The sequence below is a fragment of the Sphingomonas sp. BK235 genome, assembly GCF_004345855.1.
Classification (GTDB): Bacteria; Pseudomonadota; Alphaproteobacteria; order Sphingomonadales; family Sphingomonadaceae; genus Sphingomonas.
In genome coordinates, this window is record NZ_SLXN01000004.1 from 201,232 (window position 1) to 224,789 (window position 23,558).

Sequence of the window (23,558 nt, forward strand, 5' to 3'; positions counted from 1 at the left end):
CAGCGGCGCGCGAGACGCTAGTCTCCGCCGCAACCATCGGCGCCGCCCGCGCGCGCGCCGCGCCCCTCACCGGAGCCGCTCTCCTTGCCCATCATTCCCTCGATCGCGCTCGGCTTTCTCGTCCTGTTGCTGGGGGGCGGGATCGCCGCCGCGGTCAAGCCCGGCGAGGAATTCGCGGGCCATCCCAAGGGCCTGTACGTCCTTTTCTTCGCCGAGATGTGGGAGCGCTTCTCCTATTACGGCATGCGCGCGCTGCTGATCTTCTACCTGACCAAGCATTGGCTGTTCGACGACGGCAAGGCCAATCTGATCTACGGCGCTTATACCTCGCTGGTGTATATCACCCCGGTATTGGGCGGGTATCTCGCCGATCGCTACCTCGGCCAGCGGCGCGCGGTGCTCTACGGCGCCGCGCTGCTCACTCTGGGTCATCTGCTGATGGCGGTGGAGGGCAACGGCGGTCAGGCCTCCGCGGCGATCAACGTCTTCTGGCTCGCGCTCGCCTTCATCATCGTCGGCTCGGGCTTCCTCAAGGCCAATATCTCGGTGATCGTCGGCCAGCTCTACCCGCTCACCGACATCCGGCGCGACGGCGCCTATACGATCTTCTACATCGGCATCAACACGGGTGCCGCGCTCGGCACGATCCTGGCCGGCTGGCTGGGCGAGACCTATGGCTGGTCCTACGGTTTCGGCGCGGCGGGGATCGGCATGCTGCTCGGGCTGGTCGTGTTCATGCTCGGCAAGCCGCTGCTCAAGGGCCAGGGCGAGGCGCCGCGCGCGCTGGCGCGGTCGCTCGAATGGACGCTCTACGCGATCGGCATCGCCGCTGTGGGGGTGATCTGGCTGCTGATCCAATATCAGGACGTGATCCAGACGCTGCTGATGGTCTCGGGCGTCGCGCTGCTCGGCTATGTGCTGTTCGCCTCGCTCAAGCTGGAGCCGCACGCGCGCGACCGGATGTTCGCGGTGCTCTTCCTGATCGCGCTCAACCCGCTGTTCTGGGGGCTGTACGAACAGGCCGGCGGCAGCCTCAACCTGTACACCGACCGCTTCGTCGACCGCGGCGGCGTGCCCGCCTCGCTGTTCCAGTCGGTCAACCCGATCTACATCGTGCTGCTCGGCCCGATCTTCGCCGCGCTCTGGGTGTTCCTCGGGCGGCGCGGCTGGGAACCCTCGGCCCCGGCCAAGTTCGGGCTGGCGCTGGTGCAGGTGGCGCTGAGCTTCCTGCTCTTCGTCTGGGGGGCGCGGCTTTACGGCGCGGCGCTGACCCCGGTGTACCTCGTCTTCATGATCTACTTCTTCCAGACCTCAGGCGAATTGTGCCTGTCGCCGGTCGGCCTGTCGGCGATGAACCGGCTGGCGCCGCGCCACCTCGCCAGCCTGATCATGGGCGCATGGTTCTACATGACCGCGGTGGGCAATTTCGTCGCGGGCAAGATCGGCGAGGCGACCGGCGGCGGCGAGGGCGGCACGATGACGCGCGACGGCACGCTGGCGGTGTACGAGACGATCGGCTGGTGGGCGATGGGTATCGCCGTGCTGGTGCTGCTGGTGAGCCCGCTGGTGCGCCGCCTGATGCACCTCGACACGCTGCGCGACCACGACGACGCGCACGCCATGGCGGGTGAGGCCGAGCTGGCCGAGCCGCAGGCGGCGGGGTTCGACAGCGCCAGCGCGACGCGCTCGACCCGATCCTGACCGACATCAATCGACACGCGACAGACGCGCGCGGCTGAGCCATCATGCCCGCACGACGCGACCGCGGCTCACGCGGCGCGCGCACGGGAGAGACGATGCCGCCGCTGCTCGGGCTGATGCAGGACATGCCGCTGACGGTCGACCGCTTCCTCGACCATGCGGCGACATGGCACCCGCGCCGCGAGATCGTCTCGCGCGACGCCGCCGGCGAGGTGAGCCGCACCGACTACGCCGGGCTGTACCGCACCGCCAAGCAGGTGTCGGCCGCGCTCGCCTCGCTCGGCATCGCGCCCGGCGACCGCGTCGCGACCCTGGGGTGGAACGGCTTCCGCCACCTCGCCGCCTGGTACGGCGCCACCAACATGGGCGCGGTGCTCCACACGCTCAACCCGCGGCTGTTCCCCGACCAGATCCGCTACATCGCCGACCATGCCGGCGACCGGCTGCTCTTCGCCGATCCCGAATGCGCCGCGCTGGCGCAGCGGCTGCTGCGCGAGGTGCCCTCGCTCGAGCGGATCGTCTATCTGTGCGGCGCGGACGCGCTGCCCGAGCCGGGCGCGCTCGCCTTCGACGAGCTGGTCGCCGCGCAGCCGGTCGATCACCCCTGGGGCGGGTTCGACGAGCGCGCCGCCTGCGGGCTGTGCTACACCTCGGGCACCACCGGCCTGCCCAAGGGCGTGCTCTACTCGCACCGCTCCAACTGGCTGCACACGATGATGGCGCTCCAGCACGACGCGATGGGGCTCTCCGCGCGCGACACGCTGCTGCTGGTGGTGCCGATGTACCATGCCAACAGCTGGGGCGTGGTCTATTCGGCCCCCGCGGTCGGCGCCAAGCTGGTGCTGCCGGGGCAGCGGATGGACGGTACCTCGCTCTACGAGCTGATCGAGCAGGAGCAGGTCACCTTCTCCGCCGCGGTGCCGACGGTGTGGCAGGGGCTGCTCCAGCACCTGCGCGGCACCGGGCGCGGCTTCACCGCGCTGGAGCGCGTGATCATCGGCGGCGCCGCCCCGCCCGAGGCGCTGATCCGCGCTTTCCAGGACGATTACGGCGTCGAGGTGGTGCAGGGCTGGGGCATGACCGAGACCTCGCCGCTGGCGACGCTCTCCTCCCCCACTGCGGAGGTGCTGGCGCAGCCCTATGACGAGCAGGTGCGGCGCAAGGCGATGCAGGGGCGCCCGGTGTGCGGGCTGGAGCTGCGGCTGGTCGACGACGCCGGCGCGGTGCTGCCGCACGACGGCGCCACCGCGGGGCGGCTGCTGATCCGCGGCCCGACGATCGCGCGCGCTTATTACGGCGAGGCGGGGGAGGCGGTCGACCCCGAGGGCTGGTTCGATACCGGCGACGTCGCGGTGATCGACCAGGCCGGCTATATGCGCATCACCGATCGCGCCAAGGACATCGTCAAGTCGGGCGGCGAGTGGATCAGCTCGATCGAGATCGAGAATCTCGCCACGGCGCACCCCTCGGTGGCGATCGCGGCGGTGATCGGCGTGGCGCATCCGGTGTGGGGCGAGCGACCGCTGCTGCTGGTCCAGCCCGCGCCGGGCGCGAGCTGCGCCAGGGAGGAGCTGCTCGCCTTCCTCGACGGCAAGATCGCGCGCTGGTGGATGCCCGACGACGTGCTGGTGGTCGAGTCGATCCCGCTCGGCGCCACGGGCAAGATCGACAAGAAGCTGCTGCGCGAGCGGCTGCGCGACTATCGCCTGCCCGACGAGGGCGAGGGCGAGGCCGCACCCGCCGCCTGACGCGCGCGGCGCGAGCGGGAGCCCGGTGCCGCCAGCGCTCTCCTCGCGGGGCCTGCCCGCTTCAGCGCCGCTGGCTCCTCCCCTCGCCCGTCACGGCGTGATCGGCGGTGCGGCCATCTCGGCCTTGATCTCGGCGATCAGATCCTTGCGGCTCAGCTTGCCGATCATCGTCTTGGGCAGCGCGGCGCGCACCACCACCTGGTCGACGCGCTCGTGCTTGCCCAGTTGCGGGTTGAGCCACTCGCGCAGCGCCGCGGCGTCGATCGCGCCCGCCTCCTCGGTCAGCGTCACATAAGCGCGCGGCACCTCGCCGCGATAGGTGTCCGCCATGCCGATCACCAACGCCTCGCGTACCGCCGGGTGGTGGTACAGGATCGCCTCGATCTGGCTCGGGAAGACCTTGAACCCGCCGACCGCGATCATGTCCTTGAGCCGGTCGACGATGGCGATGAAACCGTCGGCGTCGATCGTCCCGACGTCGCCGGTGCGCAGCCAGCGCTGCCCCGCGGCATCGACCGCGAAGGTGGTGGCGTCGGCGTCGGGCCGGTTCCAATAGCCCGCCATCACCTGCGGCCCCAGCGCGACGATCTCGCCCGGCTCGCCCGGCGGCGCGTCGCGCGTGGCGTCCTCCTTGTCGACCAGCCGGATCCGCGTCGCGGGCAGCGGCTGACCGATCGTGCCGGTCTTCTGCGGCGGGTCATAGGGGTTGGTGGTGAGCACGCCGCTGCTCTCCGACAGGCCATAGCCCTCGATCAGCAGCGAGCCCGTCACCGCTTCCCACCGCGCCTTGAGCTCGGCGTTGAGCGGTGCCCCGCCCGAGATGCAGACGCGCAGGCTCGACAGGTCGGTCTTGGCCAGCGCGGGATGGTCGAGCAGCGCCTGGTACATGGTCGGCACGCCCGGCAGCGACGACGGCCGCGTTCGCGCGATCGCGGCCAGCGCCTGCGCCGCGTCGAAGCGCGGCAGCAGCACCATCTCGCCCCCGGTCACGATCGTGCGGTTCATCACGCAGGTATTGGCGAACACGTGGAACAGCGGCAGCACGCCGAGGATCCGGTCGGTCTGGTCGGGGTGCGGGTCGAGGCACGCCACCTGCCGCGCGTTGGCGGCGACATTGGCGTGGGTGAGCATCGCGCCCTTGGGCACGCCGGTGGTGCCGCCGGTATATTGGATCAGCGCGACGTCGCGCGCCGGGTCGATCGCGGCGGGGGGCAACGCGCCGTCGTTGGCGATCAGCTGCGAGAAGGCGAGCACGCGCGGATCGTCGGGGCGCGCCGCCACCTCGCGCCGCTTGAGCAGGCGATAGGCGACCGACTTGGCCGGCGGCAGCACCCCCGCGACCGATCCCACCACCAGCCGCTCGAGCCCGCTCTTGTCGAGCACCGCGAGCGCGGTGGGCAGCAGCGCGGTGGCGGAGAGCGTGAACAGCAGCCGCGTGCCCGAATCCTCGACCTGGTGGCAGAGTTCGTCGACGGTGTAGAGCGGCGAGAAATTGACCACGGTGGCGCCGAGCCGCAGCGCCCCGTGATAGGCGGCGAGATAATGCGGCGTGTTGGGCAGGAACAAGCCGATCCGGTCGCCCTTGCCACAGCCCAGCGCCGCCAGCCCGGTGGCGACGCGGCGCGCCCCGTCGGCCAGCTCGTCATAGCTATAGTGCCGGCCGAGGAAATCGATCGCGCGGCGCGCGCCGTGGCGCCGTACCGATTCATCGAAGACCGCGATCATCGAGCGCGGGTCGAAGTCGGTGTCCCAGGGCACCGGGTGGCGATAGGCGTCGCGCCAGTCGTGCTCGTCCGTCATTGACACCGCTGTAAGCAACCGCGGCGCGAGCGACAAGCGGTCAGCGTAGCAGAAGCCCGCCCAGCGCGGTCACCGCGGCGACGACGGGGCGCAGCGCGGGCGCCGCGACCGCACTGACCTGCGGCACATGCATACCGTCGGCGCTGATCGTCAGCGTGCCGAACATGGGGGTCTCACGCTGCGCCATCGCGAGCAGCAGCAGCGCGAGCCCGCCGATCACGGCGCGGCGGCGGCGAAGGTCGGGCGGCTGGGGCATCGCAGGTCTCCGTGAGCGAGCCCGCATGATACCGCGTCGCGCGCCGCGACGGAAGCCATGCGGCGCAGCGCTCAGGCGACGCTGGCGGAGAAGCTCTCGGCCGAGACGCGCAGCGTGTCGAAGCGGTCGCCGATCTGCTCGAAGGCGTGGCCGAGCGACTCGATCTCGCCGGTGACCTCGTTGGTGTCCTCGCGGATCGCCGCGATCGTGTGCGACATCGAGTCGGCGGCCAGCGCGGTTTCGTCCACCGCGGCGGTGATCGCGGTGACGGTCTGCGCCTGCAACTGCATCGCCGCGGTGACCTGCACCGCCGAGCGCTGCACCTGCGCCACCGTGTGCTTGATCGAGGCCGAGGTGTCGACCGTGACGCGCGTGGCGGCCTGGATCGCGGCGATCTTGGCGGCGATATCGTCGGTGGCGCGCGCGGTCTGGCTGGCGAGGCTCTTCACCTCCTGCGCCACCACCGCGAAGCCGCGTCCGGCATCGCCCGCGCGCGCCGCCTCGATCGTGGCGTTGAGCGCGAGCAGGTTGGTCTGCCCCGCGATGTCGCGGATCAGGCCGAGGATCGACTCGATCGACTGGGCATGGTCGCTCAGCGCCGCGCTGGCGCTCACCGCGTCCTCGGCCTGGCTGGTCGCCGCCTCCAGCGTGGTGGTGCAGGCGCGCATGTCGCTCTGCACCGCGTCGATCGCGCGGATCAGCCCGGCGGCGGTGGCGGCGGCGTCACGCATCGCCAGCGCCGACTGTTCCGCCGCGGTGGCGACCTCGCTGGTCTTGTCGAGCATGCCGCGGGTCGATCCCGCCGCGGCGCGCGCCTTCTCGCGCACGACATGGCCGCGCGCCGCGATCGCGCCGATGCCGTCGCTGATGCTCGAGCGGAACGCCGCCGAGCGCTCGACGCGGTCGGCGCGGGTCGCCTCCACGGTCAGCTCGCCGAGCCGCGACGCCATCAGGTCCGATTCCATCATCGCCAGCCGCAGCACCACGTTGCTCAGCCGCTCGAGCCGCGCCGCATCCCCCGCGCACCCCGCGCCGAGCAGCTCCAGCGTGTGCCCGTGCGCGCGCGTCAGCGAGGCGAGCAGCAGCGTCAGCGGGATGCCATTGGCCTGCGACACGTCGACCTGCCCGGTCACCATGGCGTGCCAGCGCTCGCTGAACGGTTCGTTGTAGCGCAGCCGCATGTAATGCGTCGCGCGCCCGATCTGGTCGGCGAGCCGCGGCGCGGGCAGCGCGCGCATCGCCGCGGGCAGCGTCGGCAGCGCGAGCAGATGGTCCCAGAAGGTGGTCGCCACCGCGCGCCAGCCGTCGGCCGCGTCGATCAGCGCGGCGATCTCGCGGCACGCCGGCAGGATGCTGCGGTCCCAGTCGAAATCGCCGACGCGTTCGACCAGGCCGCGCTCATCGTGGTGGACCATCCGCATCGACGCTCACTCGGATCGGGGAGAGGAGATCAGGCCGCGACCTTGCTGGCGAACTCGCCGGCATGGCCGTCGAGCGCACCGAGCCGGCCGGCGAGCGAGTCGAAGCCGACGCCGAGCCGGTCGATCTCGGTCGCCACCGTCTCGGTATCCTCGCGGATCGCGGCGATCGTGTGCGACATCGAATCGGCCGCCAGCGCGGTCTCGTCCACCGCGGCGGTGATCGCGGTGACGGTCTGCGCCTGCGACTCCATCGCGTGGCGGATCCGCGTCGCCGAATCCTGCACCTCGGCGACGGTGGTGCGGATCGAGGCCGAGGTGTCGACGGTGACGCGCGTGGCGGCCTGGATCGCGGCGATCTTGGCGGCGATGTCGTCGGTGGCGCGCGCGGTCTGGCTGGCGAGGCTCTTCACCTCCTGCGCCACCACCGCGAAGCCGCGCCCGGCATCGCCCGCGCGCGCCGCCTCGATCGTGGCGTTGAGCGCGAGCAGGTTGGTCTGCCCCGCGATGTCGCGGATCAGGCCGAGGATCGACTCGATCGACTTGGCATGGTCGCTCAGCGCGCCCGAGACGGTGACCGCGTCGCCCGCCTGGCCGGCGGCGCGAGTCGCGATGTCGGCGGCGACCTCGACCTCGGCGCGCGCGTCCTCGATCGCGCGGATCAGCCCGGCGGCGGTGGAGGCGGCGTCGCGCATCGCCACCGCCGACTGTTCCGCGGCGGCGGCGACCTCGCTGGTCTTGCCCAGCATCCCGCGCGCCGCCGACGAGGCGTGCGAGGCCTGCGAGCGCAGGCTGTCGCCCTCGCGCGTCGTATCCTCGACGCGCACCGCGATGCCGTCGCGGAACTCGGCGGCGAGCCGGTCGCGCGCCACCTGGGCGCGATGCGCGCGATAGGAGGCGTACATCTCCACCGTGATCTCGCCCTCCAGCGCGGAGAGGCGCATCAGCGTGTCGAGCATCTCGGGCAGCCGCGCGTCGTCGCGCGCGACCGAGTTGAGCAGCACGTCGAGCGCGGCGCGGTCGCTCGCGCTGATCATCGACAGCAGCGCCATCGGCGTCACGTCGGCGGCATAGGCGCTGGCGACCGAGCGCTCGATCGATTCGAGCCAGGCGCGCTCGCGGGTGTGGAGGAAGCGGTCGCGCAGGAAGGTGCAGCCCAGCTCGACCATCCGCTCGCTCTCGTGCGCCGCCCACGAGCGGCGGTCGCCGAAGCAGCGCTGCCACTGCTCCCAATAGGCCTGGGAGATGTCGCGGATGCGGGGCTCGAGCGCCGCCCAGACGTCGCGCGACGCCTGGGTCAGCCGGCCGTCGACGTCGAACACGCGGAAGCGGGCGTTGAGGTCGAAGGCGGCGGCGACCGATCCGATCGGCGGCAGGTCGTTGGACAAAGGAGCGGCTCCCGATGAAGAGGGTGTCGCCGCCGGTGCTACAGCGCGCGGGTTAACAGTCAGTTAGGCAACGGCCGCGGAATCCCCCGGTGCGCGCCGGCACCAAGCTTGCATCACGCGACGCCTAGACGCATAGGCAGCGCCAAATCTGTCCGTCGTTTTCGTCACCCGAGGAACCCAGCGCTTGGCCTCCAAACCCGCCCGCCCGCGCAGCCCGCATGTGTTCAGCGGCCCGCTGCGCCTGCACTATCGCTGGTCGCCGGCGATGACCGCCTCGATCTTCCACCGTATCACCGGCGACGGGATGGCGACGGTGGGGACGCTGCTGCTGGTGTGGTGGCTCGCCGCGATCGCCGCCGGGCCGCAGGCCTATGCGGTGTTCCTCGACGTGTTCACCACGTCGAGCGGCGCGCTCAACCCGCTCGGCTGGATCGTCGGTGTCGGGCTGACCTGGTCGCTGTTCCAGCATATGATGAGCGGCATCCGCCACCTCATCCTCGACACCGGCGCGGCGTTCGAGCTGAAGATCAACCGCACGCTGGCGGTGCTCACCTTCGTGCTGTCGGTGCTGCTCACCGCGGGCTTCTGGTTTCTCCTCGTGGGGATCAAGTAAATGACGACCGAGATCGGCCGCGTCCGCGGGCTGGGCAGCGCGCACGCCGGCGCGCACCACTGGTGGCACCAGAAGATCACCGCCGGCACCAATTTCCTGCTGCTGGTGTGGTTCCCGGCGTCGATCGCCATGCTGCCGTCCTATGACCACACCACCGTGCGGCTGTGGCTCTCCTCGGCCTGGGCGGCGGTGCCGATGGCGCTGCTGATCGCCTCGGTCTTCTACCATTTCCGCCTCGGGCTGCAGGTGGTGATCGAGGATTATTCGCACAAAGAGAACCGCTTCGTGCTGACGATCCTGCTCAACCTGTTCACCGCCGCGACCGCCGGTGTCGCCATCTTCTCGATCCTCAAGGTCGCCTTCGGAGCCGCCGCCTGATGTCCGACGCGTATAAGATCATCGACCACACCTATGACGCGGTGGTCGTCGGCGCGGGCGGCTCGGGGCTGCGCGCGACCATGGGGATCGCCGAGAGCGGGCTGAAGACCGCCTGCATCACCAAGGTGTTCCCCACCCGCAGCCACACCGTCGCGGCGCAGGGCGGCATCGCCGCCTCGCTCGGCAACAACTCGCCCGACCATTGGTCGTGGCACATGTTCGACACCGTCAAGGGCTCCGACTGGCTCGGCGACCAGGACGCGATCGAATATATGGTGCGCGAGGCGCCCGCCGCGGTCTACGAGCTGGAGCATGCCGGGGTACCGTTCAGCCGCAACGACAATGGCACGATCTACCAGCGCCCGTTCGGCGGCCACATGCAGAACATGGGCGAAGGCCCGCCGGTGCAGCGCACCTGCGCCGCGGCGGACCGCACCGGCCACGCCATGCTCCACGCGCTGTACCAGCAGAGCCTGAAGTATGACGCCGACTTCTACGTCGAATATTTCGCGCTCGACCTCATCATGGAGAACGGCGCCTGCCGCGGCGTGATCGCGCTGTGCATGGAGGACGGCTCGATCCACCGCTTCCGCGCGCACGCGGTGGTGCTCGCCACCGGCGGCGGCGGCCGCGTCTATCAGTCGGCCACCTCGGCGCACACCTGCACCGGCGACGGCAACGGCATGGCGCTGCGCGCCGGCCTGCCGCTGCAGGACATGGAGTTCGTCCAGTTCCACCCGACCGGCATCTACGGCGCGGGCGTGCTGATCACCGAGGGCGCGCGCGGCGAGGGCGGCTATCTCACCAACTCCGAGGGCGAGCGCTTCATGGAGCGCTACGCCCCCAGCGCCAAGGACCTCGCCAGCCGCGACGTGGTGGCGCGCTCGATGGCGATGGAGATGCGCGAGGGCCGCGGCGTCGGCAAGGAGAAGGATCATATCTTCCTCCACCTCGACCATATCGATCCCAAGGTGCTGCACGAGCGGCTGCCCGGCATCACCGAGACCGGCAAGATCTTCGCCGGCGTCGACCTGACGCGCCAGCCGCTGCCGGTGACGCCGACGGTCCATTACAACATGGGCGGCGTGCCGTGTAACTATCACGGCGAGGTCGTGCGGCTGCGCGACGGCGACCCCGATTCGGTCGTCCCCGGCCTGTTCGCGGTGGGCGAGGCGGCGTGCGTCTCGGTCCATGGTGCCAACCGGCTCGGCTCCAACTCGCTGATCGACCTCGTCGTGTTCGGCCGCGCCACCGGGCTGCGGCTGAAGGAGACGCTCAAGCCCAACACGCCGCACAACCCCTTGCCCAAGGGCTCGGAGGAGATGGCGCTGAGCCGGCTCGACCATTTCCGCCACGCCGCGGGCAGCACCCCGACCGCGCAGCTGCGCGGCGAGATGCAGCGGACGATGCAGCGTCACTGCGCGGTGTTCCGCGACTCGGCGCTGCTGGCCGAGGGCGTCGAGAAGATCGAGAAGGTCTACCAGGGCGTGCAGGACGTCGGCGTGACCGACCGCTCGCTGATCTGGAACACCGATCTGGTCGAGACGCTCGAGCTCGACAATCTGATCGGCCAGGCGGTGGTGACGATGAAGAGCGCGGCCAACCGCAAGGAGAGCCGCGGCGCGCACATGCACGAGGACTTCCCCGAGCGCGACGACGCCAATTGGATGAAGCACACGATCACGACGTTCGAGGGCTGGGGCGGCAAGGGCGGCGCCACCGCGATCGACTATCGCCCGGTGCACGACTACACGCTCACCGACGACGTCGACTATATCAAGCCCAAGAAGCGCGTGTACTGACGAAACTCTTCCGTCATCCCGGGCTCGACCCGGGATGACGGCGTTTTGGCAGTCTCGCGGAGGTCTCGCCTCCGCATGAGCCCGGCGCGGGCGTGGCCCCTCGTCGACCAGCCATCCCCGCGACCTCCGCCGCGCTCAGAAGAACGTCTCGATCACCTCCATTACGCGATACGCGTCGTCGGTCACCAGCAGCCGCCGCCATTTGTCGAAGGTGAGGCACGGGTGCGAGATGTCGAAGGCGATCACGTCGCCCACCGCCACATCGTCGCCCGGCGTGATCGCCAGATAGGCGTGCTGGTCCATCAGCCCGGTCACCTCCCAGTGCGACGGCGCCACCCCCGGCGCCGCGTCGCGCCCGGCGCGGAACAGCGTCGCGGGGCGCGGCAGCCCCGCGTCGAACGCGACGTCGCGCTTGCCCATCGCCACCACCGCGCGCGCGGGGTCCGGGATCGACTGCACCGCCGCCCAGATCCGCAGCGCGGGCTGCAACGGCGCGCCCAGGCCCGGGGCCACCGGGTTGCGGCGCAGGATCGCGTCCTGCGCCACCCGGTACAGGCCGTCGTCGTGGCTGATGTAGCAGCCCGGGCGCAGCACCACCTGCACCCTGCCGTCGCGCGCCAGCGCTTCGCTCTCCTCCGCCACCACGTCATACCAGGCGGAGCCCGCACCGGTCAGGATCGCGGGCGTGCGCCCCACCTGCCCCGCCGCGACCAGCCGCGCCACCGTCGCCACCGCGCGGCGGACGAAGCGCCGCACCTCCGCCGCGTCGGGCAGCACGCCCTCGTAGAATTCGACCCCCGCCAGCCGCAGCGCGTCGGGCCAGCGCGCCAGCGCGTCGAGCACCGCGGCCAGCCCGGCCTCGTCGCGCACGCCGCAGCGTAGCCCGGGCTGGTCGCGCTCGGGGGCGAGCTCGACCAGCACGTCGAGCGTCGCGCCGCGCGCGCGACACGCCGCGCCGAGCTGGTCCACCCCCGCCGCGCTGTCGACGAGGCACAGCAGGTCGAGGTCGGGGCGCGCCGCCATGTCGGCCACCTCGGCGAGATTGGCCGCCCCCACCACCTGGTTGGCGATCAGGATCCGCGCGACGCCGTGCGCCGCGGCGACACGCGCCTGCTGGCTGGTCGCGACCGTGATCCCCCAGGCGCCCGCGTCGAGCTGGCGGCGGAACAGCGCCGGGGCCATCGTCGTCTTGCCGTGCGGCGCCAGCGCCAACCCATAAGCGTCGATGAAGCCGCGCATCCAGGCGAGATTGTGCGCCATCCGCGACTCGCTCAGCACCGCCGCGGGCAGCGGCACCGCCCCCGCGAGCAGGTCCGCGCCCACGCCGGCGCGATCGACCGCCACCCCCTTGTTGAGTTCCACCCCGGGCTGATCCACTGCGACTCTCCTTATTATAAAAATGTTTACATTAATGGACGCGCGGGTGACAACAGCGCTCGGCCGCGGGAAGGGAGCCATGGCAGACACGATCATCGCCGGCGCGACGCTGTACGACGGCAGCGGCGCGGCGCCCTATCGCGCCGACGTGACGCTGCGCGACGATCGCATCCTCGCGGTCGCGCCGGCGGGCGCGCCGCGCGGATCCGACACCGCGACGGTGATCGACGCCGGCGGGCTGGCGCTCGCGCCCGGCTTCATCGACGCACACACGCACGACGATCTCGTCGCCGTCACCGCGCCCGCGATGCTGCCCAAGATCACCCAGGGGGTCACCACCGTGGTGGTCGGCAATTGCGGGATCAGCGCGGGTGCCGGGCGCGCGGGCGAGGCGGCGCTGCCCGACCCGATGGTGCTGCTCGGCCCCGCCAGCGCCTTCGCCTACGACGATTTCGCCGCTTATGCCGCCGCGGTCGACGCCGCGCTGCCCGCCACCAACGTGGTCGCGCTGGTCGGCCATACCGCGTTGCGCGCGCGCCACCTCGACCGGCTCGACCGCGACGCCGCCGAGGACGAGCGCGCCGCGATGCGCGACGAGCTCGCCGCCGCGCTCGACGCCGGCGCGTTCGGGCTGTCGACCGGGCTGGCCTATGCCAATGCCGCCGCAGCCTCGACCGAGGAGGTGATGGCGGTGGCCGCGGCGCTGCGCGGCACCGGCGGGCTGTACGCCACGCATCTGCGCAGCGAGGGCGCCGCGATCGTCCCGGCGATCGACGAGGCGGTGGCGATCGCGCGCGACGCCGCCGCGCCGCTGGTCGTCTCGCACCTCAAATGCGCCGGGGCGAGCCAATATGGCCGCAGCCGCGAGATCCTGGCGCGGCTCGAGGCGGCCGCGGCGACGCACCCGACCGGCTGCGACTGTTATCCCTATACCGCCAGTTCCTCGACGCTCGACCTGGCGCAGGTGGTGCCCGAGACGCCGATCCTGATCACCTGGTCCGACGCGGCGCCCGACCAGGCCGGGCGGATGCTCGCCGACATCGCCGCCGACTGGAACTGCGAACTCCGCGAGGCGGCGCGGCGGCTCCAGCCCGCCGGCGCGGTCTATCACTGCATGGCGGAGAGCGACGTCGACCGCATCCTGGCGCATCCGCTCACCATGATCGGCTCGGACGGGCTGCCGTGCGACCCGCGCCCGCACCCGCGGCTGTGGGGCAGCTTCCCGCGCGTGCTGGCGCATTACGTGCGCGAGCGCGGGCTGCTGGCGCTGCCCGAGGCGATCCGCAAGATGACCGGGCTGACCGCCGACCGGCTCGGGCTGCGCGACCGCGGCTATGTCCGCGCCGGGCTCGCCGCCGACCTCGTGCTGTTCGACCCCGCGCGCGTGATCGATCGCGCCGGCTACGACGATCCGGTGCGCGCCGCCGAGGGCGTGCTGGGCCTGTGGGTCAACGGCGTCGCCACGCTCGATCGCGGCGGCGTCACCGGCGCGCGCGGCGGGCGGCTGCTGCGGCGCCCGGGCGCGGGGGCGTAGTGGCGGCGGTCAGCACAGACCCCTCCCCGCGCGGCAAGGCTCCTCCATACCAACCGAACGAAGGACATCATCGATGAGTGACGGCATCAAGCGCTACGGCGTCGAGGGCGGCAGCGGCACCGGCGGGCAGCATCTGCCGTTCGCGCGCGCGGTGCAGGCCGACGGCTGGCTCTACGTCTCGGGCCAGGTACCGATGGTCGACGGCGAGGTGATCGACGGCGGCATCATCCCCCAGACCCATCAGGCGATCCGCAACGTGCTCAAGATCCTCGAGGAAGCCGGCTACGGCCCGGAGCATGTCGTGCGCTGCGGCGTGTGGCTCGACGACGCGCGCGACTTCATGTCGTTCAACCGCATCTTCAAGGAATATTTCGGCGCCCACCCGCCCGCGCGCGCCTGTGTCGTGTCGCAGATGGTGGTGGACTGCAAGGTCGAGGTCGACTGCATCGCCTGGAAGCAGCCCTAAGTGACGGGCGGCGCGCTGCTGCTGGTCGAGGCGGCGGCCGCCGTCGCGGTCCTGATCCTGCTGATCGTGCGCGTGCGGCTCAGCCCGTTCATCGCGCTGACTTTGGTGTCGCTCGGGCTCGCGCTGGTCGCGGGAATCCCCGCGGCCACTATCGTCAAAGGCTTCGAGGCGGGGGTCGGCGGCGCGCTCGGCCATATCGCGCTGGTGGTCGGTCTCGGCACGATCCTCGGCAAGATGATGGTCGAATCGGGCGGGGCCGACCGGGTCGCGCGCAGCGTGATCGGCTTCTTCGGCGCGCGCCGCGCCGACTGGGCGGCGATGACTGTCGCGCTGATCGTCGGCCTGCCGGTGTTCTTCGAGGTCGGCTTCGTGCTGCTGGTGCCGATCGTCTTCGCGGTGGCGGGGCGGCTGCGCCAGCACCCGCTGCGCCTCGGGCTGCCGATGGCGGCGGGGCTGTCGGTGGTCCATGCGATGGTCCCGCCGCATCCCGCCGCGATGCTCGCCACCCAGGCCTATGGCGCCGACGTCGGCCTGACGGTGCTGTTCGCGCTGATCGTCGGCGTGCCCACCGCCGCGGTCGCGGGGCCGCTGTTCGCGCGCGTCGTGGTGCCGCGGCTCGCCCCCGTCGCCGCGCCACCGCCGGTGGCGGAGGAGGTGCCCGACCGCGCGCTGCCGGGCTTCGGCATCACCGTGGCGACCCTGCTGCTGCCGGTCGCGCTGATGCTGCTGGGCAGCCTCGCCCCCGCGGTGGCGCGCGCGGGGACCCCGCTCGACCAGTCGCTGCGCTTCCTCGGCACGCCCGTGGTGGCGCTGCTCGCCGCGGTGCTGGTGAGCTATTGGACGCTCGGTCTCGCGCGCGGACTGACGCTGGCGACGATCCAGCGCTACACCAACGACTGCCTCGCGCCGACCGCGATGATCACGCTGGTGGTCGGCGTCGGCGCGGGCTTCGGGCGCGTCCTGACCGACAGCGGCGTGTCCGACGCGATCGTCGCACTGGCGGCGCAGCTCCACGTCCCCGTGGTGCTGCTCGCCTGGCTGATCGCGGCGCTGATGCGCGTCGCGACCGGCTCGGCGACGGTGGCGATGGCGACCGCGGCGGGGATCGTCGCGCCGCTCGCCGCCGCCAACCCGGGGGTGCGCCCCGAACTGCTGGTGCTCGCCACCGGCGCGGGATCGGTGGTGCTGAGCCACGTCAACGACGGCGGCTTCTGGCTGGTGAAGGAATATTTCGGCCTCAGCGTCGCCGATACGATCCGCAGCTGGACGGTGTGCGAGACGCTGATCTCGGTGGTCGCGCTGGTGCTGACGCTGCTGCTGTCGCTGCTGGAGTGAGCGCGCGCGGGAACCCGCGGCGCCGCGCGGCGTAGCGCCCGGCATGACCGACAGCAACGCCGCGCGCTACCCGCTCCTCGCCCTCCCGCACATCCAGCTCCACGGCATCGTCGACGACGCGATGTACGCGCGCTTCAAGGAGCAGCTCGCCGCCGCGCCGCCCGACGGGCCGCTGGTGGTATCGCTCACCACGTTGGGGGGCGATCCCGAGATGGCGCGCGCGATGGGCGATTCGATCCGGCTGCTGCGCGAGTATAGCGGGCGCGACGCGCTGTTCCTCGGCAAGGTGGCGGTCTATTCGGCCGGGGCGACCTTCATGTCGGCGTTCCCGGTGGAGAACCGCTTCCTCACGCGGAACTCGCGGCTGATGATCCACGAGCGCAGCATGACCGCGACGCTCCAGCTCTCCGGCCCGCTTCACACCATTTCCCCGGTACTGCGCGCCAAGCTCAACGAGATCGCGGATTCGATCCGGATCCAGGAGGAAGGCTTCGCCGACCTGGTGCGCGGCAGCCAGGTGACGCTCGACGACCTCAAGCGCCGCGCGCCCGACAATTGGTACATCGAGGCCAGCGAGGCGCGCGACCTGGGGCTGGTGCTCGACGTGATCTAGCGCGCGATCCACCGCGGCAGAACCCGCAGGGCTCCGGCGAACGCCGGAGGCGGGGGCCGCTGAGGTGGCGGCTTGCGGCTCTGGGCTCCCGCGTGCGCGGGAGCACGGTCACGCGCGGAGGGATCAGCGCCTCGGACGCACCGTCCACCGGCCCGCCCCGCGATCAGGCGAAAGCGGGCGCCTTGCGGAGCTGCTGATACGCGCTGATCACCTTGGCGAGAATCGCCTCGTGGCTGCGGTCGCCGCCGTTGCGGTCGGGATGGTAGCGGCGCACCAGCTCCGAATAGCGGCGGCGTAGCGCCGCGCGGTCGGCGTCGGGCGCGAGCCCGAGCGTCTCGAGATGGCGCCGGTCCTCGCCCGACAGCGGTTTGCCGTCGCTGCGCTCGGGCGCGACGGTGCGGCGGAAGCGCGCGCCGATCGCATCGAGCGGGTCGGTGAAATCGGCCCAGCGCGGCCCCTGGTCGCCGCTCCCCGCGCGCGCGAAGGCGCGCGTCTCGCGTTCCCAGCCGGCGAGCGGGCGCTGCGCGTGGTGGATCTCCTCCGCCGTCATCCCCTCGAAATAATTATAGCCCGCGTTGAAGGCGCGGATATGGTCGAGGCAGAACCAGCGGAAGCGCGGCGGCCCCTCCCCCCCGCCCGGCCCCTCCAGCGGGGGCGCGCGGAACTCGCCCGGCTCGGCGCAGCCCGGATGCGCGCATTCCTGCGCCGCCCCCTCGACGCGGCCGTGGAACCGCGTGTGCGGTCTATCCTTGTTGAGCTTCACTGGACTGCCGTCGCTTCCCGGACAAAGCGCTGTATATGGGGTGGATGACCGACGCTTCCACCGGGCCGATCGCGGCCGAGATCACCGCTCGTCTCACCGCGGCGCTCCAGCCGTCGCGGCTCGAGGTGATCAACGAGAGCGCGCTCCACCGCGGCCACGCCGGCGACGACGGCAGCGGCGAGAGCCATTTCCGCGTCGTGGTGGAGAGCCCCGCCTTCGCGGGCCAGTCGCGCGTCGCGCGCCAGCGGCTGGTCAACCACGCGCTCGCCGAGCTGCTCGCCGATCACGTCCACGCGCTCGCGATCCGCGCCACCGCGCCGGGGGAGCCGGCATGAGCGGCTATCGGCTCTGGTACTGGCCGACGATCCAGGGGCGCGGCGAGTTCGTCCGGCTCGCGCTGGAGGCGGGCGGCATCGCCTATGAGGATTGTGCGCGGCACGAGGGCGTCGAGGCGATGATGCGCGACATGGAGTCGCGTGCGCCGCGCGCGCCCTTCGCCCCGCCCTATCTCGCGGTGGACGGCCATGCGGTGGCGCAGGTGGCGGACATCCTGCTCTATCTCGGCGACCGCCACGGGCTGGCGCCGTCCAGCATCACCGAGCGCTATTGGGTGCATCAGCTCCAGCTCACCGTCGCCGACATCGTCACCGAGGCGCATGACGTCCACCATCCCGTCGCGATGATGGACTATTACGAGGACCAGAAGCCCGAGGCGGCGCGCGCCGCGGCGCCGTTCCGCGCCGAGCGGATGCCCAAGTTCCTCGACCATTTCGAGGCGGCGACCCGCGTGCACCGCGGCGACTGGATCGCGGGGGCGCAGTGGAGCTACATTGATACGTCGCTGTTCCAGCTGGTGGCGGGGCTGCGCTACGCCTTCCCGCGGCGGATGGCGGCGCTGGCACCGCGCTATCCCGGGCTGGCGGCGCTGCACGACGCCGTCGCGGCGCTGCCCGGCGTCAGCGCCTATCTCGCCAGCGAGCGGCGGCTGCCGTTCAGCGAGGAAGGCATCTTCCGCCATTATCCCGAGCTCGACGCGGAGTAGCGTGTTCCCTTTGGCGTGAACCGGCGGGGTGCTCCTGCGAACGCAGGAGCACGGTTCCACCGAGGTGGATCCGTGTCCACGCACTCGCTTACCCCGCCGCGCTGGCCGGCGCCGTCGCGGCTCAATCCTTGAGCGCGGCGGGCACCGTGCCGCCATTCTTCTCCAGCTCGCGCATCACCGCCTTGTGGAGCCAGATGTTCATCTCGGCCGAGCCGTCGGTGGCGCCGGTATAGCCCAGCTCGGTGGCGAGTTCCTTGCGGTTGGCGAGGCTCGAGTCGATGTCGAGCAGCTTCATCAGATCGACGATCGAGGTGCGCCAGTTGAGCTGGGGGTTGCCCTTCTGCTGCGCGATGCCGCTGAGCACCTGCTCGACGTCGACCGGCGCGGCGGGCGCGGCCGGGGCGGCGGGCGCCGCGGGCGCGGGCGGCGGTGCGCCCGGTGCCGGCGCGGGGGCGGGCGAAGGCGAAGCCGCCGGCGCGTCCTTGTGCCCGCCGAACTGACCCCCGAGCGGCCCCTTGTCGCCGAAGATCGCCTTCTTGATCGCGCCGAAGATGCTCATCTCGCCTGCCCTCTCTGCTGGTCGATGGATCAGGCGGCAACGTTGGCCCGCGCCGAAGGTTCAGCCCGCCCGGCCACGCCGGGTCGGCGCGTGGAAGTCGGGCGGCTTGTCCGCGACCCAGGAGAGGAACCGCGCGATCGCGGGCCAGTCACGGATCGCCGCGATCGTCCCGGCGCGCGCCAGCGCTTGATTGTCCGCCGCGGCATGGATGGCGCGATGGCAGATCGGATGGAGCGGCACCGTCACGCGCCCGCCCTCGCTGCGCGGCACGACATGGTGCCACTCGACCCGCCGCCCGAGCGCGCGCCCGCACAGCGCGCAGTCGCGCGGCGCCTCGGCGCGCGACCGCGCGTGCCGCTCCGCCTCGGCCAGTCCCTGCTTGCGTCGGACCCGTCCCGCCATGACGGACGCTACGTGCCGCGCCGCCCGCGCGTTCCCGGCTCAGTCGAGCGCCACCGCATAGGTATGCGCGTCGAAGGTCTCGCCCGCGCGGCTGCGGTAATAATGGCGGCGCACGCCCTCGCGGCGGAAACCGTGCGCGGCATAGAGCGCCACCGCCGGATTGTTGGCGCGCACCTCGAGGTGGAGCCGGCGCACGCCGCGCGCGCGGCACTCGCCGATCACGCTGCGCAACAGCGTCGCCCCCACGCCGGTGCGCGCCACCGCGGGATCGACCGCGATCAGCAGCAGCTCGGCCTCGTCCATGATCGCGCGGCTCAGCGCGAAGCCGACGACACGCTCATCGACGCGCGCCAGCGTCATCCACACCCCCGGCATCGCGAGGATGCCGACCACCTGGCCGCGCGTCCACGCCTCGCCGTAGCGCGGGTCGAAGGCGGCGGCCATGACGCGGTCGATCGCCTCGGCATCGGCGCCTCCCCCGGCGACCAGCTCGATCAGCCGCACGCCGCGGCTCACGTCGCCGTGGCGCGCGCCGCGGGCAGCTTGGCGTCGGGCGCGCGGCCGTAGAAGGGCACGGCCGGCAACGCGCGCTCGGCGGCGGGCAGCAGCAAAGCGTGCGCCGCGTCGGGCAGCGCGGGTCGGTCGGGGATCGCGGGATCGAGCGCGGCGAGCCAGCGTGTTCCCGTGCCGATCGCCGGGCCGCCGGCGAGCGCCGCCAGCGCCGCCGCGGGGGTGAGCGAGCGCGGTGCGTCGAGCGGCCGGAACGGGCGAGCGAAACGCTGCATGAAGACCTCACCGTGCCCGCCTTCGGCGATCACCGCAAGAGCCGCCCCGCTCTCCCCCTCCGCGTCCTGCTCCGCCAGCGCCGCGGCGGCGACCAGCGCGAGCGCCTGATACCCCGCCACCGCCGCGCCCCAGCCGAGCGCGAGCGCGCGCGCCGCGGCGATGCCGACGCGGATGCCGGTGAAGCTGCCCGGACCGACATCGACCAGGATGCGCGCGGCGCGGCCGCCGTCGGGCAGGCCGGCGATCATCGGCACCAGCCGCTCGGCATGGCCGCGCCCCACCTCCTCGTGCGCGCGCGCGATCAGCCGCTCGCGCTCGAACAGCGCGACCGAGCAGGCCGCGGTGGCGGTGTCGATGACGAGCAGCCGGTCGCGCACGTCAGGCGATACGGTTGAACGTCTCGAACGCGGGGCGCGGCAGCCGCTCGTGCAGCGTCGCGGTGTCGCCATAGCCGAGCGTGGCGATGAAGTTGGTGCGGACGTTGGGCGTGTCGGCGAAGAACGCCTTGTCCACCGCGCCGGCGTCGAAGCCCGACATCGGGCCGACGCCGAGCCCCAGCGCGCGCGCCGCGAGGATCAGATAGCCGCCCTGCAGCGACGAGTTGCGGAACGCCGAGGCCTCGCGCAGCTCGCGGTTGCCGTCGAACCAGCTCTTGGCGTCGACGTGCGGAAAGAGCGTAGGGAGATGCTCGTGGAACTCGGTGTCCATGCCGATCACCACGCTGACCGGCGCGGCGAGCACCTTGTCCTTGTTGGTCGCCGAGCAGGCGGCGGCGAGCCGCGCCTTGGCCTCGTCCGACACGCACCACACCAGCCGCGCGGGCAGCTGGTTGGCCGAGGTCGGCGCCATCTTCATCAGGTCCCAGATCGCGCGCAGCGTCGCCTCGGACACGGGCTCGTCGCGATAATGGTTGAAGGTCCGCGCGGTGCGGAACAGCTGGTCGAGCGCGGCATCGTCGAGGGGGCGGTCGAGCGCGGGCATGGCGATCCTGTCGGTTGGTGAGGGAGAGCGACCGGGCGCGCGCGTCAGACCGCGCGCACCTCGGTCACTTCGGGGACATAATGGCGCAGCAGCTGCTCGATGCCGTTCTTGAGCGTCGCGGTCGACGACGGACAGCCCGAGCAGGCACCCTGCATGCGAAGGAACACCTTGCCCTTGTCGAAGCCGCGATAGACGATGTCACCGCCGTCATTGGCCACCGCGGGGCGGACGCGCGTGTCGATCAGCTCGCGGATCTGCGCGACGATGTCGGCGTCGGCGGGATCGTCGGTGAAGCTCTCGTCCTCGGCGGGTACGCTGAAATCGGCGCCGCCGGTGCGGAACAGCGGCATCTGCGCGGTGAAATGATCCATCAGGATCGCGAGCACGTCGGGCTTGAGCTCGCTCCAGCTCACCCCTGGCGCGGCGGTGACCGAGACGAAGTCGCGCCCGAAGAACACGCCGGTGACGTCGCCCAGGTCGAACAGCGCGACCGCGAGCGGGCTGGCCTCCGCCTCCTCGGGCGTCGCGAAGTCGCGCGTGCCCGCGTCCATGACGATACGGCCGGGAAGGAACTTCACGGTCGCGGGGTTGGGCGTGGCTTCGGTCTCGATCAGCATGGCCGCCATGTGGCGCCTCGCCGCGGGGGGATCAAGCGCGCGACCGCGAAAGGCTTTGTTTCGCGACGCGCAGCATCGCTGCGCCGCGCCCGCGCCGCCGCCTCAGCCGCCATAGAGCGCGTCGAGCCGCGCGGCATAGACCTGGCGGAGCACGTGGCGGCGGATCTTCAGGCTGGGGGTGAGCTGCTCGTTCTCGATCGTGAAAGGCGCGTCGGCGACGATCCAGCGGCGCACACGCTCGATCACCGACAGATCCTTGTTGGTGCGGTCCACCGCGGCCTGGATCGCGGCGCGGAAGGCGGGATCGTCCGACAGCACCGGGTCGCGACGCCCCTCGGCGCGCGCCCAGTCGAACGCCCATTCGGGGTCGGGCACCAGCACCGCCACCATGTGCGGGCGGCGATCGCCATAGATCATCGCCTGGCCGATCTCGGGCTGGAGGGTCAGCATCCCCTCCACCTTCTGGGGCGCGACATTGTCGCCCTTGTCGTTGATGATGAGATCCTTCTTGCGATCGGTGATGCGGATGCGGCCGCGCTCGTCCAGCTCGCCGATGTCGCCGGTGTGGAGCCAGCCATGCTTGAGCACGCGCGCGGTCTCGGCCTCGTTGCGCCAATAGCCGCGCATCACCAGCTCGCCGCGCACCAGGATCTCGCCGTCCTCGGCGATCCGCACCTCGGTCTCGGCCAGCGGCGGACCGACCGAGTCCATCCGCAGCCCCGCCTTGGGGCGGTTGCACGCGATCACCGGCGCCGCCTCGGTCTGGCCATAGCCCTGGAGGAAGCAGATGCCGAGCGACTGGAAGAACACCCCCACCTCGGGCGTCAGCGGCGCGCCGCCCGAGACCATCGCCTTGATCCGCCCGCCGAACTTGTTCGCGATCTTGCGCTTGAACAGCGCGTCGACGACCAGCGCGGCGGGGCGGTCGACCAGCCCGAGCCGGTTCTCATAGCGTTTGGTGCCGACGTCGAGCGCGAGCCGCAGCAGCCGCCGCGGCGTGCCGCCCTGCTTCTCGATCGCCTTGGTGATGCGCGTGCGCAGCACCTCGAACAGCCGCGGCACCACCACCATGATCGTGGGGCGCACCTCCTCGATATTGGCGGCGAGCTTCTCCAGCCCCTCGGCATAATAGATCTGGCCGCCGAGCCCGATCGGCAGGTGCTGTCCCCCGGTATGCTCATAGGCGTGGCTGAGCGGGAGGAAGGACAGGAACACCTCGTCGTCCCAGCCGAAATCCTCGGCGATGATGACGATGCAGCCGTTGACGTTGTGCAGGATCGCGCCGTGATGCTGCATCACCCCACGCGGCGCACCGCCGGTGCCCGAGGTGTAGATGACGCAGGCGAGATCGTCGCGCCCCATCTCGGCGGCGGCGCGGTCGGCCGCGGCGGCGACGTCGGCGGGGTGACGCGCGACCAGGTCGTGCCAGTCATGCACCTCGACCGGGGTCTGGCCCAGCCGCATCGGATCGATGCCGATCAGCATCTGCGGCCGGATCGAGCGCAGGATCGCGGGCATCAGCGTGCGCGCCAGCTTGTCGGTGGAGACGATCACCGCCTTGGCGCCGGAATTCTCGATGATGTGCGCGTGATCGCGCTCGGTATTGGTGGTGTAGGTGGGGACGGTGACGCAGCCCGCCGCCATGATCGCGAGATCGGAGAGGCACCATTCGGGGCGGTTCTCGCTGACCAGCATCACGCGGTCGCCGCGCGCCAGCCCGACCGCGCGCAGCCCGGCGGCGAGTCGCGCCACCGTCTCGGCCGCCTCGCGCCAGCTGATCGCCTGCCACGCGCCGCCGCGCTTGCTCCACAGGAACGGCGCCTCGCCCTTCTCCGCCGCGCGGGTGAAGAACATCGTCACCAGATTCGGGAAATGTTCGAGCCGTCGGGTGATGGCACGCTCCTGTCGCTGATCTCTCCTGCGCGCGGGTCATGCCCGAGTTGCGCCCGCCGCGTCCAGCGCGGTCGTGCCCCTGATGC

Annotated in this window: 24 protein-coding genes; 11 read left to right on the forward strand and 13 right to left on the reverse strand. The window is 71.6% G+C overall.

What is annotated here, in order from left to right; translation table 11 throughout:
- The first annotated feature begins 129 nt into the window (after window positions 1-129).
- Window positions 130-1,701: a peptide MFS transporter gene (locus tag EV292_RS12785; protein WP_243693771.1), complete on the forward strand. Its 1,572-nt coding sequence runs from the start codon at window positions 130-132 to the stop codon at window positions 1,699-1,701.
- A gap of 44 nt (window positions 1,702-1,745) precedes the next feature.
- Entirely contained in the window at window positions 1,746-3,449 is a 1,704-nt protein-coding gene (locus EV292_RS12790) for a long-chain-fatty-acid--CoA ligase (protein WP_243693756.1), read from the forward strand.
- 90 nt (window positions 3,450-3,539) lie between these two features.
- Here EV292_RS12790 and EV292_RS12795 read toward each other — a convergent pair whose 3' ends face one another.
- The 4 genes from EV292_RS12795 to EV292_RS12810 form a co-directional block, all read right to left on the reverse strand.
- On the reverse strand, window positions 3,540-5,249 hold the full coding sequence (locus tag EV292_RS12795) for a long-chain fatty acid--CoA ligase (protein WP_132909605.1): 1,710 nt from the start codon (window positions 5,247-5,249) through the stop codon (window positions 3,540-3,542).
- Between the two features lie 40 nt (window positions 5,250-5,289).
- Window positions 5,290-5,505 (reverse strand): hypothetical protein, encoded by a 216-nt coding sequence (locus EV292_RS12800; RefSeq protein ID WP_132909606.1) that lies wholly within the window; start codon window positions 5,503-5,505, stop codon window positions 5,290-5,292.
- A 71-nt stretch (window positions 5,506-5,576) separates the two neighbouring features.
- A complete protein-coding gene (locus tag EV292_RS12805) occupies window positions 5,577-6,926 on the reverse strand; it encodes a methyl-accepting chemotaxis protein (protein WP_207913422.1) in 1,350 nt (449 codons plus the stop codon).
- A 29-nt stretch (window positions 6,927-6,955) separates the two neighbouring features.
- Window positions 6,956-8,311, reverse strand: coding sequence for a methyl-accepting chemotaxis protein (locus EV292_RS12810; RefSeq protein WP_243693757.1), 1,356 nt, complete (start codon window positions 8,309-8,311; stop codon window positions 6,956-6,958).
- Window positions 8,312-8,495: 184 nt separating this feature from the next.
- Here EV292_RS12810 and sdhC point away from each other — a divergent pair, with 184 nt between their 5' ends.
- From sdhC to sdhA, 3 genes are read left to right on the forward strand one after another with little or no spacing between them, the layout of a single operon-like run.
- Entirely contained in the window at window positions 8,496-8,924 is a 429-nt protein-coding gene (sdhC, locus tag EV292_RS12815; RefSeq protein WP_132909608.1) for a succinate dehydrogenase, cytochrome b556 subunit, read from the forward strand.
- Complete coding sequence (sdhD, locus tag EV292_RS12820) at window positions 8,925-9,302, forward strand: succinate dehydrogenase, hydrophobic membrane anchor protein (protein WP_132909609.1); 378 nt, start codon at window positions 8,925-8,927, stop codon at window positions 9,300-9,302.
- On the forward strand, window positions 9,302-11,104 hold the full coding sequence (gene sdhA, locus EV292_RS12825; RefSeq protein ID WP_132909610.1) for a succinate dehydrogenase flavoprotein subunit: 1,803 nt from the start codon (window positions 9,302-9,304) through the stop codon (window positions 11,102-11,104). Before sdhD ends, sdhA begins: the two co-directional genes overlap by 1 nt.
- Window positions 11,105-11,239: 135 nt before the next feature.
- On the opposite strand, the gene EV292_RS12830 is transcribed toward sdhA, so the two are convergent.
- Window positions 11,240-12,481, reverse strand: coding sequence for an amino acid deaminase (locus tag EV292_RS12830; protein ID WP_207913423.1), 1,242 nt, complete (start codon window positions 12,479-12,481; stop codon window positions 11,240-11,242).
- A 79-nt stretch (window positions 12,482-12,560) separates the two neighbouring features.
- Here EV292_RS12830 and EV292_RS12835 point away from each other — a divergent pair, with 79 nt between their 5' ends.
- From EV292_RS12835 to EV292_RS12850, 4 genes are all read left to right on the forward strand, one after another.
- Entirely contained in the window at window positions 12,561-14,015 is a 1,455-nt protein-coding gene (locus tag EV292_RS12835; RefSeq protein ID WP_132909612.1) for a D-aminoacylase, read from the forward strand.
- Window positions 14,016-14,088: 73 nt separating this feature from the next.
- A complete protein-coding gene (locus tag EV292_RS12840) occupies window positions 14,089-14,481 on the forward strand; it encodes a RidA family protein (RefSeq protein WP_132909613.1) in 393 nt (130 codons plus the stop codon).
- On the forward strand, window positions 14,482-15,816 hold the full coding sequence (locus EV292_RS12845; RefSeq protein ID WP_207913424.1) for a gluconate:H+ symporter: 1,335 nt from the start codon (window positions 14,482-14,484) through the stop codon (window positions 15,814-15,816). It begins immediately after the preceding gene.
- A 43-nt stretch (window positions 15,817-15,859) separates the two neighbouring features.
- On the forward strand, window positions 15,860-16,429 hold the full coding sequence (locus EV292_RS12850; protein WP_132909614.1) for an ATP-dependent Clp protease proteolytic subunit: 570 nt from the start codon (window positions 15,860-15,862) through the stop codon (window positions 16,427-16,429).
- A gap of 163 nt (window positions 16,430-16,592) precedes the next feature.
- On the opposite strand, the gene EV292_RS12855 is transcribed toward EV292_RS12850, so the two are convergent.
- On the reverse strand, window positions 16,593-17,192 hold the full coding sequence (locus EV292_RS12855) for a J domain-containing protein (RefSeq protein ID WP_132909615.1): 600 nt from the start codon (window positions 17,190-17,192) through the stop codon (window positions 16,593-16,595).
- A 44-nt stretch (window positions 17,193-17,236) separates the two neighbouring features.
- Between EV292_RS12855 and EV292_RS12860 the strand changes: the two genes are divergently transcribed.
- Together EV292_RS12860 and EV292_RS12865 are read left to right on the forward strand one after the other, a co-directional pair.
- On the forward strand, window positions 17,237-17,527 hold the full coding sequence (locus EV292_RS12860) for a BolA family protein (RefSeq protein ID WP_132909616.1): 291 nt from the start codon (window positions 17,237-17,239) through the stop codon (window positions 17,525-17,527).
- Entirely contained in the window at window positions 17,524-18,234 is a 711-nt protein-coding gene (locus EV292_RS12865; protein ID WP_132909617.1) for a glutathione S-transferase, read from the forward strand. Before EV292_RS12860 ends, EV292_RS12865 begins: the two co-directional genes overlap by 4 nt.
- 121 nt (window positions 18,235-18,355) lie before the next feature.
- On the opposite strand, the gene EV292_RS12870 is transcribed toward EV292_RS12865, so the two are convergent.
- The 7 genes from EV292_RS12870 to EV292_RS12900 all read right to left on the reverse strand — a co-directional run bounded on the left by EV292_RS12870 (window position 18,356) and on the right by EV292_RS12900 (window position 23,433).
- Window positions 18,356-18,793 carry a DUF3597 domain-containing protein gene (locus tag EV292_RS12870; RefSeq protein ID WP_132909618.1) on the reverse strand — a complete coding sequence of 146 codons (438 nt, stop codon included), beginning with the start codon at window positions 18,791-18,793 and terminating at the stop codon, window positions 18,356-18,358.
- Window positions 18,794-18,853: 60 nt separating this feature from the next.
- Window positions 18,854-19,195 carry an HNH endonuclease gene (locus tag EV292_RS12875; protein WP_243693758.1) on the reverse strand — a complete coding sequence of 114 codons (342 nt, stop codon included), beginning with the start codon at window positions 19,193-19,195 and terminating at the stop codon, window positions 18,854-18,856.
- Between the two features lie 39 nt (window positions 19,196-19,234).
- Window positions 19,235-19,699, reverse strand: coding sequence for a ribosomal protein S18-alanine N-acetyltransferase (rimI, locus tag EV292_RS12880; protein WP_243693759.1), 465 nt, complete (start codon window positions 19,697-19,699; stop codon window positions 19,235-19,237).
- Between the two features lie 8 nt (window positions 19,700-19,707).
- Complete coding sequence (gene tsaB, locus EV292_RS23125) at window positions 19,708-20,358, reverse strand: tRNA (adenosine(37)-N6)-threonylcarbamoyltransferase complex dimerization subunit type 1 TsaB (RefSeq protein WP_243693760.1); 651 nt, start codon at window positions 20,356-20,358, stop codon at window positions 19,708-19,710.
- A gap of 1 nt (window position 20,359) precedes the next feature.
- Entirely contained in the window at window positions 20,360-20,962 is a 603-nt protein-coding gene (locus tag EV292_RS12890) for a malonic semialdehyde reductase (protein WP_132909621.1), read from the reverse strand.
- 44 nt (window positions 20,963-21,006) lie between these two features.
- Window positions 21,007-21,579 carry a NifU family protein gene (locus EV292_RS12895; protein ID WP_132909792.1) on the reverse strand — a complete coding sequence of 191 codons (573 nt, stop codon included), beginning with the start codon at window positions 21,577-21,579 and terminating at the stop codon, window positions 21,007-21,009.
- Between the two features lie 102 nt (window positions 21,580-21,681).
- The gene (locus EV292_RS12900) at window positions 21,682-23,433 is read right to left on the reverse strand and encodes a long-chain fatty acid--CoA ligase (RefSeq protein ID WP_132909622.1); all 1,752 of its coding nucleotides are present in this window, start codon (window positions 23,431-23,433) and stop codon (window positions 21,682-21,684) included.
- Window positions 23,434-23,558 lie beyond the last annotated feature (125 nt).

Coding starts and splice junctions, on each gene's coding strand:
- EV292_RS12860 (WP_132909616.1), top strand. CDS start 17,237: ATGACCGACGCTTCCACCGGGCCGATCGCGGCCGAGATCACCGCTCGT.
- EV292_RS12870 (WP_132909618.1), bottom strand. CDS start 18,793: ATGAGCATCTTCGGCGCGATCAAGAAGGCGATCTTCGGCGACAAGGGG.
- sdhA (WP_132909610.1), top strand. CDS start 9,302: ATGTCCGACGCGTATAAGATCATCGACCACACCTATGACGCGGTGGTC.
- EV292_RS12790 (WP_243693756.1), top strand. CDS start 1,746: ATGCCCGCACGACGCGACCGCGGCTCACGCGGCGCGCGCACGGGAGAG.
- sdhD (WP_132909609.1), top strand. CDS start 8,925: ATGACGACCGAGATCGGCCGCGTCCGCGGGCTGGGCAGCGCGCACGCC.
- EV292_RS12900 (WP_132909622.1), bottom strand. CDS start 23,433: ATGTTCTTCACCCGCGCGGCGGAGAAGGGCGAGGCGCCGTTCCTGTGG.
- EV292_RS12850 (WP_132909614.1), top strand. CDS start 15,860: ATGACCGACAGCAACGCCGCGCGCTACCCGCTCCTCGCCCTCCCGCAC.
- EV292_RS12840 (WP_132909613.1), top strand. CDS start 14,089: ATGAGTGACGGCATCAAGCGCTACGGCGTCGAGGGCGGCAGCGGCACC.
- EV292_RS12835 (WP_132909612.1), top strand. CDS start 12,561: ATGGCAGACACGATCATCGCCGGCGCGACGCTGTACGACGGCAGCGGC.
- EV292_RS12865 (WP_132909617.1), top strand. CDS start 17,524: ATGAGCGGCTATCGGCTCTGGTACTGGCCGACGATCCAGGGGCGCGGC.
- EV292_RS12805 (WP_207913422.1), bottom strand. CDS start 6,926: ATGCGGATGGTCCACCACGATGAGCGCGGCCTGGTCGAACGCGTCGGC.
- EV292_RS12890 (WP_132909621.1), bottom strand. CDS start 20,962: ATGCCCGCGCTCGACCGCCCCCTCGACGATGCCGCGCTCGACCAGCTG.
- EV292_RS12875 (WP_243693758.1), bottom strand. CDS start 19,195: ATGGCGGGACGGGTCCGACGCAAGCAGGGACTGGCCGAGGCGGAGCGG.
- EV292_RS12800 (WP_132909606.1), bottom strand. CDS start 5,505: ATGCCCCAGCCGCCCGACCTTCGCCGCCGCCGCGCCGTGATCGGCGGG.
- EV292_RS12895 (WP_132909792.1), bottom strand. CDS start 21,579: ATGCTGATCGAGACCGAAGCCACGCCCAACCCCGCGACCGTGAAGTTC.
- EV292_RS12795 (WP_132909605.1), bottom strand. CDS start 5,249: ATGACGGACGAGCACGACTGGCGCGACGCCTATCGCCACCCGGTGCCC.